Source organism: Thermococcus waiotapuensis, from assembly GCF_055384795.1.
Map to the genome: position 1 here is coordinate 225,950 of NZ_AP042429.1, position 16,658 is coordinate 242,607.

General features: G+C 53.3%; 13 protein-coding genes. 10 read left to right on the forward strand and 3 right to left on the reverse strand.

Annotation, left to right across the window (positions count from 1 at the left end):
- Positions 1-4 precede the first annotated feature (4 nt).
- The gene (locus ACZ47M_RS01205; protein WP_394356255.1) at positions 5-2,809 is read right to left on the reverse strand and encodes an AAA family ATPase; all 2,805 of its coding nucleotides are present in this window, start codon (positions 2,807-2,809) and stop codon (positions 5-7) included.
- Between the two features lie 194 nt (positions 2,810-3,003).
- On the opposite strand from ACZ47M_RS01205, the gene ACZ47M_RS01210 reads away from it, so the two are divergent.
- From ACZ47M_RS01210 to ACZ47M_RS01220, 3 genes are all read left to right on the forward strand, one after another.
- Positions 3,004-4,191, forward strand: a complete 1,188-nt coding sequence (locus tag ACZ47M_RS01210) for a glycine C-acetyltransferase (RefSeq protein ID WP_315340812.1) — start codon at positions 3,004-3,006, stop codon at positions 4,189-4,191.
- Between the two features lie 259 nt (positions 4,192-4,450).
- Positions 4,451-5,338 (forward strand): hypothetical protein, encoded by an 888-nt coding sequence (locus ACZ47M_RS01215; RefSeq protein WP_315339390.1) that lies wholly within the window; start codon positions 4,451-4,453, stop codon positions 5,336-5,338.
- A 9-nt stretch (positions 5,339-5,347) separates the two neighbouring features.
- Entirely contained in the window at positions 5,348-5,656 is a 309-nt protein-coding gene (locus ACZ47M_RS01220; RefSeq protein WP_315339392.1) for a hypothetical protein, read from the forward strand.
- 612 nt (positions 5,657-6,268) lie between these two features.
- Here ACZ47M_RS01220 and endA read toward each other — a convergent pair.
- Together endA and rimI are read right to left on the reverse strand one after the other, a co-directional pair.
- A complete protein-coding gene (gene endA / locus ACZ47M_RS01225; protein WP_010479192.1) occupies positions 6,269-6,775 on the reverse strand; it encodes a tRNA-intron lyase in 507 nt (168 codons plus the stop codon).
- Positions 6,775-7,275 carry a ribosomal protein S18-alanine N-acetyltransferase gene (gene rimI, locus ACZ47M_RS01230; protein ID WP_315339396.1) on the reverse strand — a complete coding sequence of 167 codons (501 nt, stop codon included), beginning with the start codon at positions 7,273-7,275 and terminating at the stop codon, positions 6,775-6,777. The genes endA and rimI overlap by 1 nt, the downstream gene beginning before the upstream one ends.
- Before the next feature lie 186 nt (positions 7,276-7,461).
- Here rimI and herA point away from each other — a divergent pair, with 186 nt between their 5' ends.
- From herA to ACZ47M_RS01265, 7 genes are read left to right on the forward strand one after another with little or no spacing between them, the layout of a single operon-like run.
- Positions 7,462-9,231: a DNA double-strand break repair helicase HerA gene (gene herA, locus ACZ47M_RS01235; RefSeq protein ID WP_315339397.1), complete on the forward strand. Its 1,770-nt coding sequence runs from the start codon at positions 7,462-7,464 to the stop codon at positions 9,229-9,231.
- Between the two features lie 16 nt (positions 9,232-9,247).
- Positions 9,248-9,544, forward strand: coding sequence for a hypothetical protein (locus ACZ47M_RS01240; protein WP_315339399.1), 297 nt, complete (start codon positions 9,248-9,250; stop codon positions 9,542-9,544).
- Positions 9,541-10,899, forward strand: a complete 1,359-nt coding sequence (mre11, locus tag ACZ47M_RS01245) for a DNA double-strand break repair protein Mre11 (RefSeq protein ID WP_315339401.1) — start codon at positions 9,541-9,543, stop codon at positions 10,897-10,899. Before ACZ47M_RS01240 ends, mre11 begins: the two co-directional genes overlap by 4 nt.
- Positions 10,896-13,547, forward strand: a complete 2,652-nt coding sequence (gene rad50 / locus ACZ47M_RS01250; RefSeq protein WP_315339403.1) for a DNA double-strand break repair ATPase Rad50 — start codon at positions 10,896-10,898, stop codon at positions 13,545-13,547. Before mre11 ends, rad50 begins: the two co-directional genes overlap by 4 nt.
- Positions 13,547-14,875: a DNA double-strand break repair nuclease NurA gene (nurA, locus tag ACZ47M_RS01255; protein WP_315339405.1), complete on the forward strand. Its 1,329-nt coding sequence runs from the start codon at positions 13,547-13,549 to the stop codon at positions 14,873-14,875. Before rad50 ends, nurA begins: the two co-directional genes overlap by 1 nt.
- 36 nt (positions 14,876-14,911) lie before the next feature.
- Complete coding sequence (locus tag ACZ47M_RS01260; protein WP_315339407.1) at positions 14,912-15,922, forward strand: FecCD family ABC transporter permease; 1,011 nt, start codon at positions 14,912-14,914, stop codon at positions 15,920-15,922.
- Entirely contained in the window at positions 15,919-16,635 is a 717-nt protein-coding gene (locus tag ACZ47M_RS01265; protein WP_315339409.1) for an ABC transporter ATP-binding protein, read from the forward strand. Before ACZ47M_RS01260 ends, ACZ47M_RS01265 begins: the two co-directional genes overlap by 4 nt.
- The last annotated feature ends 23 nt before the right edge of the window (positions 16,636-16,658 follow it).

The window sequence follows — 16,658 nt, forward strand, 5'->3', positions numbered from 1 at the left end:
GCCATCACTTGCCCATTATGGTGAACTGGGCGAGCAGGGCCTCAAGCTGTATCATCTCGTTGGCCCCTTCGACGAGTCTGAAGTTGTACTCGCCTATTTTATCGGCCAAGGCGACCTTTTTGTCCTCTGGGATCGGCAGGTTGAATACCTCCCTGTGCATCTGGATGAGCACATCCTCCCCGCTGAGGCCCTGCTTCAGGAGGATCTCCCTCAGCTTGTCCCTCGCCTTAAGGAAGTTGCCCTCTAAGGCAAGCTGCATCATCTCACGTATATCCTCGGGCCTAGCCCTGCTTGCAACGAGGAAGACGTTCTCGTCGGTTATCTTCGTGTCGAGGGCGGCGGCAGCCTGGAGGACGTTTATGGCTCTCCTCAGGTCGCCTTCTGCCACGTAGAGTATCGCCTGAAGCCCCTCCTCGGTTAGTTCAAGGCCTTCGTTTTCGGCTATGTATTTAATGCGCTCCGCTATGGCGTCGTCGTTCAGCGGTCTGAAGCGGAAGATGGCGCACCTGCTCTGTATCGGCTCGATGATCTTTGATGAGTAGTTGCAGTTATGGCTGATGAGGCCGTTCGAGATGAAGCTGTGGTCTTTCGCACAGGTAACGTCATACACATCGAGGTAGCCGAGTTCTTCTTTCTTTACAACCCGCTCCACGACGTAGCCGTTTAGGATTCTATCTCTCACGAACTCCTCGAAAGTTATGAAGTCCCTCGTTATGCCGATTGGAACGCCCTTGGGCCCCTTCACAACGAAGTCCCTCTTAACGCCAAGAACCTTTGCGGCCTGGGTCGGGTTCGTGGCTGTTGCGAGCTCTACGGCTTTTTCAGCTATCTCGGGAAGAATTACCTCCCTGTAGGCGAGCTTTATCCTGATGTACTCCCCAACGAGCCTCGCGCAGGCATCTTTGGCATAGGCGTAGCCGACCCTCGTAAGGAAGTTGAGGTAGTTGGCATCGTTTGGTGTGACAAGTAAGCGAACCGCGAATCCATCTCCAGCGGGCGACACGATTACTTTGGAATCCACGTCGAATTCCCTGAGCAGTTCGGCGATGTCGTTGAAGAACTCCGTGGTTCTCTCAAGGCTCTCCCTCTTAGCGCGCATCTCAAGCTTTACGCCGTTGAAGTTGTAGCGCTCTCCCTTCGGTTTCGTTCCCTCGGCACCGAAGAGACCGCGCAGGAACTCCCTCTTCACGAAGAGGTTGCCCTTCTTAATCCACTCCGGAACGGCATAGCCTTTTTTCGTCTTGTTGCCAGCCTCGACCCCCCAGAGGCGGAGCAGTGCGTGGAAGGCAACGCTGTCAACGTAGAGCATGTGAATCCTTCCCTCGACCCTCCTTCCGTGGATTCCTGAGCTTGAATCGCGCTCTATTATCTCCGATAGCTTCAGGCCGAGCCTTCTGAGGTCTTCTGCGAGCATCTCAAGCTCTTCTCTGGTTGAGTTGAACCAGACCCTGACCCCGGTTTTGGTGAGGTGCCCATCGCCAAGGGCGAAGCCGAGAACCCTCGCGAGGATTCCAGCCTTCTCGTCGTCATACCTCACCAGCCACTTCTCCCTGACTTCCCTGAGAATCCCATAGGCGATTCCGTCAATCTGGCCGGAGAGAAGCTTCTTAACCGTCCTGTAGCTTATCTTTATCCCGAATTCCTCCTCAAGGATGCGCCTGACGTCCATCGCGTTCCTAACTGCCCTCCCGTCGCGGAGCTTCCTGACGAGCTGTTTTTTGCCTTCGACTTTCCTCTCGATGTAGCCCTTCCTCTCAAGGTTCTGGAGGATCTGGTTGAGCCTGACGCGCGAAATTCCCGCTTTCTCCTGCAGCTCAGCCCTCGATATCCAGCCCTCTTCGAGAAGTAACAGTATCCCAGCTTCCCTCTTGGTGAGATCGTTCTCCATCTCGGCTTTAAGCTCAAGGGCCCTGCTCAGGATTTTCTCCTTGTCCCTCGTTACAAGCTCCCTGAAGGTTCTTGCCTCACCGAGGGGTTTGAGGCCGTGCTCCTTCTCGATCTCTTCGAGGAAGCTGTAGAACTCCCGGAGGTTTATTATCGGCCTTGGGTCGGGTTCGTAGGGGGTTCCCTCAAGGGTCGGCCTCACGAGGACTTCGGAGCCCTCTTTGATGTCGTAGGTCTGGCTCCAGCCCTCCGGAGTGAGGAACATGTGGTCGCCGGTTGCCTCTATTATCCTCCCGCTCTCGAGGGTCAGCCTGTAAACCGGGTGGCCAACTATCTTTGAGTTGAAGGAGACCGCCGCGATTACGGTGTCCCTGCCGAGCCTGTTGCTAACCTCCTTAACCAGCCCGTTCTCGAAGTGGCTCATGAATTCCCTTATCCTGATTTCCCTCTCGTCGGGCGTGTATATCTTAGTGTCCCCCGTGACGCAGCTGAGGATAAATCTTACGTTGTTCGAGAACATCTCCATTGTCCTTCTCAGGGCCTGCTGGGCGTCTTGCGTTAATGCATCGGCTTCATCAAGGAAGATTATCTTGAAGCTCGCCCCTCCTATCGGCTTCGTCCTTGCAAATTCTTTCACCTTCTCGCGGATGACGTTTATACCGCGCTCATCGCTCGCATTAAGCTCCAAGAAGTTGTGGCGCCAGTTTTCGCCGAAGAGCTCCCTCGCAAGGGCCAGGGCTGCACTCGTTTTCCCCACGCCGGGCGGCCCGGCAAAGAGCAGGTGCGGCATCGAACCGGTTTTGGCGTAGTGCTTGAGCCTTTTAACGATGTGAGCCTGACCGACTATATCCTCGAGTCTCTCGGGGCGGTACTTCTCAACCCAGGGCTTTTCAAGGATTTTAACTTCCTTGACTTCCTCCGACATAACTGCCACCCTCCCTTAAGGCTATGGGGGTTCAGGTATTTAGCCTTTGCCACGGCCCGGAACCCCAAACAGATACCGACGCCCTCTGCAAAGAGCGCGCTCTCCGCTGGGTTTGATAGCCTTCTTCAGGTTGCACCGAACAGGACAGTGCAAAACTTTTATACCTCGGTGACCAACAAGCACCGGTGGTTCTCATGGGGAAGCTCGACTGGATTAGGGAAGAGCTCCAGGAGCTTAAGGATAAGGGGCTCTACGTGACCATAAGGAAGCTCGAAAGCGCCCAGGGCCCGTGGGTGGTTGTTGATGGCAAGAAGGTTCTCAACATGTGCTCCAACAACTACCTCGGCTTAGCAGCTGCCCCGGAGATTAGATACGCGGCCATAAGGGCCATCCTCGACTACGGCGTCGGCGCAGGAGCTGTAAGAACCATAGCCGGAACCATGGACCTCCACGTTGAGCTCGAGGAGAAGCTCGCCAAGTTCAAGAAGAGGGAAGCTGCTATACTCTTCCAGAGCGGTTACAACGCCAACCTTGGGGCCATAAGCGCCCTCCTCAGGAAGGAGGAAGACGGCGTCTTCATAAGCGAAGAACTGAACCACGCGAGCATCATCGACGGAATGCGCCTAAGTGGCGCGCCGAAAGTTATTTACAAGCACCTCGACATGGAGGACCTCGAGGCAAGACTCAAGGAGAACAAGGACAGGAAGAAGAAAATCATCGTCAGCGACGGTGTCTTCTCGATGGACGGCGACCTCGCCAGGCTCCCGGAGATGGCGGAGCTGGCCGAGCAGTACGATGCGATTCTTTACATTGACGACGCCCACGGTGAAGGAGTCTTAGGTGACAGCGGAAGGGGTATAGTAGACCACTTCAAGCTCCACGAGAAGGTTGACTTCGAGATGGGAACTCTGAGTAAGGCCTTCGGTGTCATTGGTGGCTACGTTGCTGGGTCTGAAGAGGCCATTGACTACCTACGCCAGAGGGCAAGGCCTTTCCTCTTCTCGAGCGCTCCGAACCCGCCCGACGTTGCCGCTGCCATAGCGGCAGTTGAGATTCTCCAGAGGAGCGACGAGCTCGTTAAGAGGCTCTGGGACAACACCCACTTCCTCCAGAACGGGCTGAGGGAGCTCGGCTACAACCTCGGCAACACCAAGCACCCGATTACACCGGTTATGCTATACGACGAGAAGCGCGCCCAGGAGTTCTCAAGGAGGCTCTACGAGGAGTACAACATCTTTGCCCAGGCGATAGTCTACCCGACCGTCCCGCTCGGGACAGCCAGGATAAGGCTCGAGCCTTCGGCGGCCCACACAAAAGAAGACCTGCAGTATGTAATTGATGCCTTCGAGGACCTCGGAAAGAAGACCGGGTTCCTGAAGTGAAATTCCTGTCCTTCTTTTTCTCTTCTCTCCGGCCCATTAATGGATACCCAAACGGGCATAACCCCTAACTCAGGTTGCATGGTCATGCAACTTCTTTTCCTTCTTCTTTTGACTGATTCTAAGAGGAAAACATGGCTCAGAATAAATTAACCTCAAAAGAAAAAAAGAAAGAACATTTACTTAAGGTGAAAGAAAAAATTTATAAGGAAAAGATGCATAGTTAGTATTGCATGGCCATTGCGGAGGTGAACCCTATGAAGTGGAAGCCGTTGTTTGCAGTCCTACTCGGACTGCTGATGGTCGGAGTGACGGCAGGAAACGCGGCGGCAATACCAAGTCTAACCCAAATCCCCACGCAAAGGTAGTGTTCATGAAGGACCTCCAAGCCAAGCTTCTTGTGGACACACCAACCCGGCAGGTCTTTACTTTAGGCGACTTATTAATCGACTACAACACTAACGGCAGAGAAGCGAAGATAATCATCAAAAACACAACTACCAGCGAGGTAATCGACGTCGTTTACATAACATCCATCAAGATTGGTGATTCGTACCTGCTGAGTGTCAAAGATACTTCTGGAGGCACTTACTCCACAAGGACTCCAATAAACCTGATAGCTCCTGGGTTGAGAACAAAGCAGCTAATATCACAGCCAGGGATTAACAAAGAGTCAAGTAACATTATGACCTTAACCACACAGCAACATTACTGGTGGGACGGAGTGTACTTTGTCAAGGGTTACATGATAAAGTACCCTCACCCAGATTACGAGCACTATGGAATTGAACCATGGGACACCGTGAAGATATACGGCAATCGCTTGATTCACTTACACTTTTCACAGGGCATGTCGGACATACTGCTAGGCCTTGGTCCGACTGCAGTTGGTGCATATATTGGGTTTTATGCTGGAAGTGCTCCACTCGCTGTAGTAACAGCCATAGCGGGATTCGTTGCAGGAGTGGTTCTTGGCTCCTCATTTGTTGATGAGTACAGTTGCCTCTGGGTGTGGGTGGCTTGGAAGAATGAATGGCACTGGCAGTGGACACCACCGACACCACCCATGTACGTCTACGGGCCCGTCCTTAAGTATCTCAGGATTGGCCCCAGCACCTTTAAAAATGATTACCACATACCAGACCCATGAGGTGAAACTATGAAACGTTGGAGCCTTGTACTTCCCACCCTTTACTTCCTCTTCCTTTTCCTGCTGGCACTGCTTAATATTCCAAGGGAAGTTAGCCGACCCTTAACGTGGATTGAGGACGGCGGAATTGTGTTCATGGTTATACTGGGTGGATACCTTGAAGGACGCGTTTCAAAGATGGAAATCACAGCAGTAGGTCTCTTTACGATCCTCTGGCTTGGTCTAGCGTTTATTGCCAATATAAAAAGAGAATACTTTGTCCTCCTTGGTTTCATTATAGAGTTCATCCTAGTGTTCATCCTGAAGCGCGCGGGATGATCATATGCGACCATCCGATTTTTTGTTTACTCCTTTCTTGTCTAGCTCTCTTTGACTGGAGTAACCAATTGGCGGGGGAGAATTGAGGATACCTTGGGGAGTACCATTATATACGCTGTGGTGATTCCGCTAGTGGTTGGGCCGATATTCCTGATCGTTGCCACAGTGTATAAGTATCGGAACTCCGGTCGGGCTGGGGAGTATAATCTCAAAACACCGCTCGGAAACTTACTCAAGGCTCTCGAGGTTTTAGGGATGGGAGTTTTTCTTTCAGTGATTCCCTCCTTGGTTGGCCACTACTTAGAACCATCGGCTGGATGCTACTTCTCTAATGAAAAATGAAGAGAACCCAATACTCAAGGCACGCCACTGGATAGAAATCCCGGCACCTGCGGGGAAGGGATTGAAAAGATAAGAAAAGTGCTCTCAACAGCCTCCTACTCGTGATCGTGTTGACGTTATTTAGAAAACCCTCCGAGGCGAAGTCTTTCCCGAACCGCTACTGAGGGATTTTGGCCTGGAGCGGTATGTTTGCGCCCCCCTTCTTCTTCCTCACGAGGAGCCACCTGCTAACGACGCTGTCCTTTAAACGGCCCAAAAAAGCCCTGGTTACTAAAACTTCACCCACTCGACCTTGTAGTACGTAACGTCACCGTCATCGTCAACGACCGCCATTATCATCTCCTTCCTGACGCCGTGGGCTACCCTACCCCGAGCGGTTATGTCGTTGGGAGCTATCGTCTTGTTCTCGGGAACGACCCAGACGAGCCACCGGGAGTGCTCCTCCGTTCCTCCGCGATAGACTCTGAAATGGGAGCCGAACTTTAAACCCGACTTTACCGTGTAGCCCCTGTCCCTCAAATCCTTGTAAACCAGGTACTTGGCATCGAACAGCTCGTCTTCTTCCCTTCCAAGCTTCATGACTTCCTCAAGGGTCAGCGTCTTTTTCCCATCCCTTACCTCTATCTTGCCCCTCTCAATCAGGTAAGCCGCCTCAAGGAGTGAGAGAAACACCTTCCCGTTGACGAGCTTTCCATAGCGGCGGTTGTTGTGGAGGCCGTCTATTGCGTTCTTATCCGTTGAGAAGACCCTGTTCCCGCTGAGGTAAAAGACTATCATCAGCTTCCCCTCCATTCCTCCGCAGGAAGGAGCATGTAATAAGCGTCCTCGCCATCGGAGTAGTAGCCTATTACCCTCTTCACTTTCCTGAAGCCGAAGCGCTCGTAAAGTCCGATCGCCCTTTCGTTGCTGACCCTTACCTCGAGGCCAATGTACCGTGCCCCCTTCTGTATTAGCCTCTCTATGGCCTCAGTGAGAAGCGCGGACCCTATACCGTTGCCCCTGTAGGCTGGGTCAACGGCTATGCTCATTATGTGGCCCTCGAGGTCGGGCCTTAGGTAGGCCATTACATAACCTATGACCTTCCCGTTGTATTCCGCAACCAGGAATGTGTCCGGATTGTTCTCGAGGAAGACGAGAAAAAGCCCCCTGGGGTAGGCTTCGCTAAAGGATTCACGCTCTATCCTCATTATTTCAGGGATGTCAAAGAGCTTCACCGGTCTTATCACGACCATCGCCAGCGGTATTCTTCTGGTTACTTCTCTGGCCGAGGTGCTCATGGCTTCACCTTCTCCCGAAACCTTAAAAGGTTAAGGTGGCTTATATGGGTGACTCCCGTGATGAGCACTCTCGAACCTGACCGTGGGATGATGACCGGATTCCTGGCTGATTTCTCCTTCTTTGCTCTACTGGCTGGAGTAAAGTTTAAAGCCACCGAAGTGGAATCCATTCGACAGGTGGAAACCATGAAGATAGCCCAGGACCCTGACAGGCCCGTTGGGATAGTCACGGGCGAAGCGATGGTGAGTTCCTTCCAGTTCTATGCCCATCCTGACGTTGACCTCAAATTCGGCGACTTCGTCGTTGCAAGGCTCTGCAAAGAGGCCAAGGACAGGGGCTGCCGCTGGAGTGATAGCGTTGAATGGGTCATCGGGACAATCAGAGGTCTGAAGAACATAAACTGGCTCCTCAGCGAGGGAAAGAGCACTTACACCTCCCTGGAGCTTGATATAAGGGAGTACGGCGAGAGCATAGGCGAGAACGAGGCTTTAATAGTTACGGTTCACGTCCTCGGGAAGGTGAAGTTAAACAGTGAGAGGGCTGAGGTAGTTCCCACGAGGGTTCCAGTCCCCAATGGCAACAGGGTTTACCTTGCCAGCTCCGACCTCCTCAGGGCCATCTACTACGGTGGGAACGGTTACATTGAGGTTGGCAGGCTGATAATAAGGGAGGACGTCCCGGTTTACCTTAACGTGAACGAGCTCGTCTCAAGGCACTTCGCCATTTTGGCCGTCACTGGGGCGGGAAAGAGCAACACCGTTTCGGTAATGCTCTGGAAGCTGGTTGAAGGGCTCGGCGGAACCGTGATAGTCCTCGACCCCCACGGGGATTACACGAAGCTCAGCCTCCCCGGGACGGGAAGGGGGTACGTGAACCCTATCGAGGCAAAGATAAGGCCAGAGGCCATGGACGGCGAAGAGCTTGCCGATTTGATGGAGATACAGAGTAACGCGAGCATACAGAGGTCCTACCTTATACGCGCGTGGGACACCGTGCTCCACGAGAACCAGGGCGTTGGCGGCAGGGAGGCGGTGAAGCTCGTCCACGATTTACTCCAGAGGTGGATAAGCGAGGGCGGCGGAGAATACTGGGACCCCCACGCCGGCAAGTACAGGGATCTGGGGGACATAAAGTCCGCGGAGAAGGAAACGATAACGAGGCTGACGATGAAGGTTTCGCGCTTCCTCAGGAACTATGGCCATCTGCTCTCAAGCGAGGACATAGTTGCGTCAATAGAGCCCGGGAAGGTTAATGTCATCGACCTCGGCCCACTCGACGAGGGCCAGATGAAGCTGGTCGTTGCCAAGTTGCTCGAAAAGGTCTTCGAGACGAGGATGGACTACGAGAAGGCAAAGAAGAGGCTCGACTACCTCAGGACGGCCTACTCGGATAGCATCTCCTCCGTTGCAGGAGAGATTGGAGAGCTTGAGGAGTTCTTGAGGGGCGTTGAGAGGGAGTACCCTGCCCTGGCGGAACCGGTAATGGTCATCGTTGAAGAGGCCCACATCTTCGCGCCCCACGGCGAAGGGGGGGGAGCGGTCAGAATCCTCGGGCGGATTGCGAGGGAAGGCAGGAAGTTCGGGGTGGGCCTTGGGCTCGTCTCCCAGAGGCCGAGCAGGTTGAGCGAGGACGTTCTGAGTCAGACCAACACGAAGATAATAATGCGCATAGTCAACCCCAGAGACCAGGAATACGTCATCAGGGCGAGCGAGCAGGTTAGCGGGGAGCTGATGACCGACATAGCTGGCCTCGGGAAGGGGGAGGCCGTTATAGTCGGCCAGGCGATAAACCTGCCCGCACTGGTCAGGATATACGACTTCAAGGCCCTCGGCGGCAACTATGGAGGGGAGGACATCGGCGCGGTGGAGAGGTGGCTCGCAAGGAAAAGGCGCGAGGAAGAAGAGAGGAAAAAGGAAGAGCTCTACAGGGAAGAGGGCGTTGAGATAGACTTTTGAAAACGTGAGATGACTGATGGTGGACGGGTGGAAGAAGGGAAAAGCACACGTCCGTAGAGCCCCAGCACAGGGTCATGGAACGGTGAAGCCGATGTTCCCCATGGATAACGTATTCCTCGAAGCTTTCCCGTACTCCGTTGGGATACTTGATTTTGAAGCCTCCATTCAAGCCGTGGGGAGATTCAACCTTGCTCTCGACGGCGCCCATCATTATACACTGGCCAAGAAATTTGACCCTGATTTTGATGGCATGGATGTGGGAAGGAGTGTCCCACGTCAAGTAAAAAGCTCGAGGGTTGGTGTTATGGAATGAAGTTCGCCCACATCGCGGATGTGCACCTCGGCTTTGAGCAGTATCGCCTGCCCTACCGCGCCGAGGAGTTCGCAAAGGCCTTTGAGGAAGCCATTGAGAAGTCCCTCTCTGAAAAGGTTGACTTCATACTCATCGCGGGAGACCTCTTCCACTCCAGCAGGCCAAGTCCAGAGACCCTTAAGCAGGCCATTGACATACTTTCACTCGCAAAGGAGAAGAAAATCCCAGTCTTTGCAATTGAAGGAAACCACGACAGAACCCAGAGACGGGTGTCAGCTTACCACTTACTGGAAGAGCTCGGCCTCCTGAACCTCATTGGCGTCAGGAGTGAGAGGATTGAAACCGATTACCTGACCAGCGAGAGGACCGAGGAGGGATGGCTGGTCAAGGGGATATTTGAGAAAGGAGGCAAAACCATTGAAATACACGGCATGAAGTACATGAGCGCCGCCTGGCTCGAAAAGAACCCCCCGAAGGACATATTCCGCCCCGAAGGGGACTCGATACTCATGCTCCACCAGGGAGTTCGGGAGCTCGTGGAGGAGATGATGGGGAAACTGCCTGAGAGTCAGAGGAACTACTACGAGGTAAAGCTCGCAGACCTTCCAAAGGGCTACCTTTACTACGCCCTCGGTCACATCCACAGGGCTTTTCTGACGAGCTACGACATAGGAAAGCTCGCCTACCCAGGCTCGCTTCAGCGCTGGGACTTCGGCGACTATGAAATAAGATACCGCTGGGATGGGAGGGCGTTCAAGCCAGTAACCGGCACCCAAAAGGGCTTCTACATAGTCGAGGACTGGGAGCCCAGGTTCGTTGAGCTCGGAGTAAGGCCGTTTGTGGATGTTAGCATCAGTGCGGACGAGGATACAGTTGCGAGGGAACTCAAACACCTCTCGGTTAAGATACCGGAGGAGGCTTTCGTAAGGCTCGACGTCCGCTGGGAGAGGCCCTATGACGTCTCAAAGCTCACCGAGCTGATTAAGGCGCGCTACGTTTACGTGAGAACCCGGTTCGAGAGAAAGCTCAGCTGGAAAACGCCTTCCGGTGAGGTTCCTAAACCGGAAGAGTACTTCCTTCCAGTGGAGCTGAAGGTCATAGCGCTGACCGGGGAGAAGAGCGTTGAAAACATCGAGGACGTTGTAAGCCTTTTCCTCGGCAGCGGGTGGGATGAGAAAGAGGCTAAGAAACCTGAGAAAAAGCCCACCGAAACCGAGGAGAAGGGCCTCGAAATTGACGGAGAAAAAGAGACGGTGGCTGAAAAAAACGAAAAGTCGGAAAATGGGCAGAAGAAAACTCCCGAAAGGCCTTCAAAAGGTTCTAACCTTCTGGTGTGGCTCGGTGGTGGGAGATGAAGATTGAAAAGCTCATAGTAAAGGACTTCAGGTCGCACGCCCTGACAAAGGTGACCTTCTCGAGCGGGATAAACCTGATAATCGGCCAGAACGGCTCGGGCAAGAGTTCCCTCCTGGATGCGATTCTGGTTGGCCTCTACTGGCCTACCAAACCAAAAGAGCTCAAAAAGGACGACTTCTCGCGCATAGGCGGAAGCGGAACCGAAATTACAGTCTTCTTCGAGAAGGGGAACGTAAGGTATCAGCTTCACAGGGAGATAACGAAGGGAATAGCGTCCCTCCGCTACTACGATGGAGGCTCCTGGAAGCTCCTGGAGACGGGGCAGAAAGAAGTGCGCGAATGGGTAGAGAAGCTCGTCCCCTACGATGTCTTCCTGAACGCCGTCTACATCCGCCAGGGCGAGATTGACGCTATCCTTGAGAGCGACGAGAGCAGGGAAAAGGTAGTCAGGCAGGTACTCGGGCTCGACAGGTACGAGAACGCCTACGAGAACCTCCTGGATGTAAGGAAAGAGATAGAGGCGAGGATAAAGGCAACGGAGGACTACCTCAAGAGCACCGAAAACATTGATGGACTGATTGGGAACCTGGAAAAAGAGCTGGTCTCTATCCTCGGGGAGATAAACGGGCTCTCGCCCAGGATTCCGGTGCTCAGGGGGGAACTTGATAAGCTCGAAGAAGAACTGAAAGAGCTCGAGAGAAAAGCCGAAGAGCTATCAAAAATCAGGATCGGGCTGAAAGAGGTAGAAGGTCGCCTGAGGGAGCTCAGGGCAGGGGAATCGGGCCTCGTGAGCAGGATTGAGGACGTTAAAAAGAGGATCGAAAAGCTCGGAGAGAAAGTAAAGGAGCTCGATGAAGTGGAGCCGAAGGCAGAGGAATACAGGAAACTATCGGACTTTCTGAGGAGGTTCGGCGATGGCATGAACAGGATAGAGAAACTTCTGGCCAGCTACGCCCAGCAGGTTGAGAACCTCGAAGAGCGCCTCCGTGAGCTCGGGGACAAGGAGGAGAGAATGAAAAAGCTCGTCGAGGAGAAAGAAAAACTGCAGAAGGAGCTTGATGCGCTTGAAGATGATGTTGCGACATATCAGAAGGCAAGGGAATTGATTGCAAACCTGGAAAGGCTCAGAAAAAGGCTCACCCTGAGTGAGGAGGAGATAGAAAAGCTGGAAGAGGACATCAGGAAGGCTAAAGAGAGGAAGGAGGAGATAAGCAGGGAACTCGAGGAGCTGGGCTCCAGAAGGGGAGAGCTGAAGAGCCTGGCCGGGGAGAGAAACCAGGCCATAATGGAGCTCAAAAAGGCAAGGGGCAGGTGCCCCGTATGCGGCAGGGAGCTGACCGAGGAGCACAGAGCGGAACTCCTCGAAAAATACGCGGCAGAACTCAGGGAGATATCGGGCGAAATGAAGGGCCTCGACGAGAGGGAGAGGGAGTTAAGGGCCGAGCTGGTTGAGATAGAGAAGACATTAAAACGCGAGAAGGAGCTCTTTGCCCTCAGGGAAATCTTCGAACAGATAAAGGAGCTCGAGGAGAAGCTGAAGGAGTACGACATGGAGCGCCTTGAAGGGGCCAGCAGGAGGGGTGAAGAGCTTAAGACAAAGCTCTCCGAAATCGAGGGTAAAATAAGGGAGCTTGAGGACGAGCTGAAGAAAGGAGACGCCTTAAGGAAGAAGCTTGAAGCCATTAAGAGAGAAATCAGCGGGCTTGAGGCTGAAAAGAGGGCCCTCCTCAATGGGTTGAAAGAACTTGGGTTTGAGAGCGTTGAGGAGGCCAACTCCAGGCTGGGGGAGCTCGAGCCGTATTACAGCCGTTACCTTGGGCTGAAAACTGCCAGAGAAGAGCTCAAACAGGAGGAGGAGACCCTTAAAGCCCTTAACCTAAAGCTCGGCTCCGTTAGAGCGGAGATAACCAAAACCGAGGAGAACCTCCAGACCCTCCAGGAAAAACTTGAGGAAGTCGAGAAATCCTACGATAAGGGGAGGCACGAGGAGCTGAGGGTGAGAACAAAGGACCTCTCAAAGGAGCTCGCGGGTCTTGAGGCCCGTTTAAAGGCCTTAGAGGAGAAAAGGGACGAGGTGAGGGGCAACCTGGAAAAGCTGAAGGAGGAGAAGGAACTCAGAAAGAGGAAAGCCTGTGAGCTTGAAAACCTCAGGAAGGCCAGGGAGAGAGTTCAGATGCTCAGGGAAAAGGTCAAGGCATACAAAAACCTTCTGAAGGAAGGGGCTCTGGCGAAGGTGGGTGAAATCGCCAGCGAGATCTTTGAGGAGCTGACTGAAGAAAAATATTCAGGCGTCACCGTTAAGGCCGAGGAGAAGGGGGTCAGGCTTGGCGTTGTTTACAACGGAAAGGAATACGGTCTCGGCTTCCTGAGCGGTGGGGAAAGGATAGCCCTTGGTCTGGCCTTTCGGCTTGCCTTGTCGCTTTATTTAGCAGGTGAGATAAGCCTCCTTATCCTCGATGAGCCCACACCGTATCTGGACGACGAAAGGCGGAGAAGACTCGTTGACATAATGCAGCGCTACCTCAGGAAGATACCCCAGGTTATAGTCGTTTCCCACGATGAAGAGCTCAAGGACGCCGCCGACAGGGTCATCAGGGTGAGCCTGGAGAACGGTGTCTCAGTCGTGAGGGAAGTGGGGGTGGGCTGATGTACAGGCTCGTTGACAGGGGGAGCGTGGACAGAATAAAGGCCCTCCTCGAGAGGGGCTACCGCGAGGCGGAGGGGAAGCTGGCTGAAATCCAGTGGATGCCCTTGCCTAAGGAGAGGAGAAAAACGAGGGTGTACGCAGTAGACGGTAGCCAGGGGAAGCAGAGGCTCAGCGGGACGATATTCTACTCCGTTTCAAGCTACGCCTTCGGCAACGGGCCCGCCTACAGGCTGGTCTATACCAACGCCATGCTCTACAACCAGGGTATTTCAGACCAGATCATAAGGCTCCAGATGGAAACCCTGGAGAACAAGCTCGGCTACCTTGCCACCAAACTTGGTGAAGTAGACCACGTGATGATGGACGGGACTTTAACGGGCTCCTTAACGAGGCCACCGGTGTACCCCGAGAGCGTGAAAGGTTTGACTACCATAGAGAACGCCCTCGGTAAAGAGAAGCTCAAGGAGCTCATTGAAAAGTTCGTCCGCCTTCTTGATGAGCATTACAAAGAACTCGAAGACCAGCTTCAGGAGAGGGGAAAGGTCAACGGCGGTGTTATCCTTGCCGATGAAAAACTGGCTGATTTCGAGGAGTTCTACTCCGCCATAGAGGGCTACAAAGTCAGGGACTTTGCAGGGACTACGCCGAGAAGCGTTAGAATCTCCGGAAAACTGGATCAGTACCTGAAAGGGGAGAAGACCGCAGAGGAGATACTCCAGGAGCTCTTAAACGAGTATGGAGAGGAGAGAGAGCTTTCCCTCGACGATGCCCGCAATGCCGTTCACGTGGTTCTTAGTTATCTCGAATACCTCTACTCCCTTGAGAAGCTCCTTAGGGTCAGCTTAGTTTACGTGGCCAAGAGCTTTTACAACAGAAGGCTGACCGGAAAGCTTGGGATTGATATCGTTGACGTCCCCTACCTGGACGCTTACCTGAGAAAGCGCTTTGGCGAGGAGATTCCCGGTTATTACGTCATAACCCAGGGTGGAAATGCAATAAGCCACCGGATGCCCAGGTTCCTGAGGGAGACCTTTCCCCTGGTTGAACATTACATCGAGAACGGTGTCCCGATGGCCTACATAAGGACGATGAAAGGCGGGGTAATTTATCTGCTCCAGAGCAACAGGGAAATCAACGACGGGCTTTTGAGCGAAATCCTCTGGCATGAAAGCAACGGCTACTTCAGGCCGCTCCAGAAGGCTCACGAGGGCGTCAAGATAGAGACGAAGGCCTTCGAGGCCGAGCTTAAGGCTTTACTCAACATCATAAAGGCCGAGAGGCCAGAGCTGAGGGTCTTCCTGAAGTATGGTAGAAGCCCCCTGGAGTAGCGAAAGGTTTAAAGAATGGACATTTAATCCATTCCCATGAGGGACTCGAAAGTCGTTTTTACTGGCCTCGCGGTTTTGTCGCTCCTTTCCCTGTTCCTGAGTCTCTACATAGGGCCCGTTAGAATAAGTCCCCTGGAGGTCTCCAGATGCCTGCTCTATGGCCTGAAACATTCCCTGGGTCTGGGAGGGGGATTGGAACCCAAGTATTTCTTCATAGTATGGGAGCTGAGGCTTCCGCGAACTCTTCTGGCGTATCTCGTTGGAATGTCGCTGGCGTCCGCCGGCGTGGCTTCCCAGGCCCTTTTCAAAAACCCCATGGCTGACCCTTATATAATCGGTATCAGCGGTGGTGCCTCGGTTGGGGCAGTTCTGGGCTTCATATACGCCCCTTCCCATATCCCTGAGTTAGCATTTCTCTTCGCCCTGGGATCCGTGTACCTGGTCTACCGGGTTTCGAAGGTGGACGGTAGAGTTCCGGTTGATACACTCCTCTTAGCTGGGATAGCCTTTGGCTTCATGGCGGGAGCGATAACCTCCTACTTAGTGCTCACCCTTGGCTCAACCGCTCACTTAACCTACATGTGGCTGATGGGGAGCTTCAACGGTTCCGATTGGAGTAAAGTACAGGAGATGGCCGTAGTTACCGCTTTTGGCCTCGGCTTTCTTCTGTGGAAATGGAGAGAACTCAATCTTCTGCTTTTGGGCGAGGAGGGGAGTGCCCTTGGCCTTGAGGTGGATAAATTCAGAAAGCTTTTGATAATCGTTATCTCCCTCATGACGGCCGTGGCAGTTGCAACGGCAGGCATAATTGGGTTCGTTGGTTTGATAAGTCCACACATAGTCAGACTCCTCGTGGGGCCCAATCACAAAAGATTAACCCCCAATGCCGCCGTTTTTGGTGGCTTTCTCATGGTTTTCTCCGATATAATTGCGAGAACCGTTGCTAAACCCAATGAAATTCCCGTGGGGATAGTGACCTCAATCATCGGGGGAGGATTCTTCCTGTACCTCCTCATAAAGCACAAGAGAGGTGAGCTGAGGGCATGATGAGGGTGGAGATATCTTTTTCTTACGGTGAGAAAAAAGCCCTCGATGGTGTCAATTTCAGTGCCAGGGAGGGGAGGCTTTTAGCGGTCATAGGCCCCAACGGTTCTGGCAAGAGTACATTACTCAAGTGTATAGCCGGGATTCTGAAGCCCGAGGGAAGAATAGAACTGGACGGCAAGGACATAACTGCACTTTCTCCCAGGGAGAGGGCGAAGCTCGTTTCATACGTTCCACAATCATCCCTTCCGGAGTTCGACTTCACCGTTGAAGAGTTCGTGGAGATGGGAACTTACTTCACCGGTGGTAGCGTGGAGAGGGCCCTGAAGGAAGTCGGCATGTGGGAAAAGAGATCCGAATCAGTTCTCAAGCTTTCTGGCGGGGAGTACCAGCTGGTCCTTATAGCCAGGGCCCTCGCACAGGGTGGAAGGGTTCTCCTCCTCGACGAGCCTACCAGCCACCTTGACGTGAACAACGCCTTCGAAGTTATGGGCCTTGTCAAGTCCCTCGGCAGGGAAAGAATCGTTGTTGCGGTTCTCCACGACCTGAACTTAACTCTCAGATACGCTGACGATGTGCTCATACTTAAGAAAGGGAAGATAACCTGGTTCGGGCCAACTGAGGAGTTAACCCCCGAGGTTCTTCAGAGGGTTTACGGGATCAAGTTTGAGTTCGTTAGGGGCAACTCCGGAACCGCTGTTGTACCGTCCCTCTAAACACACCAAACCTTTAAATTCTC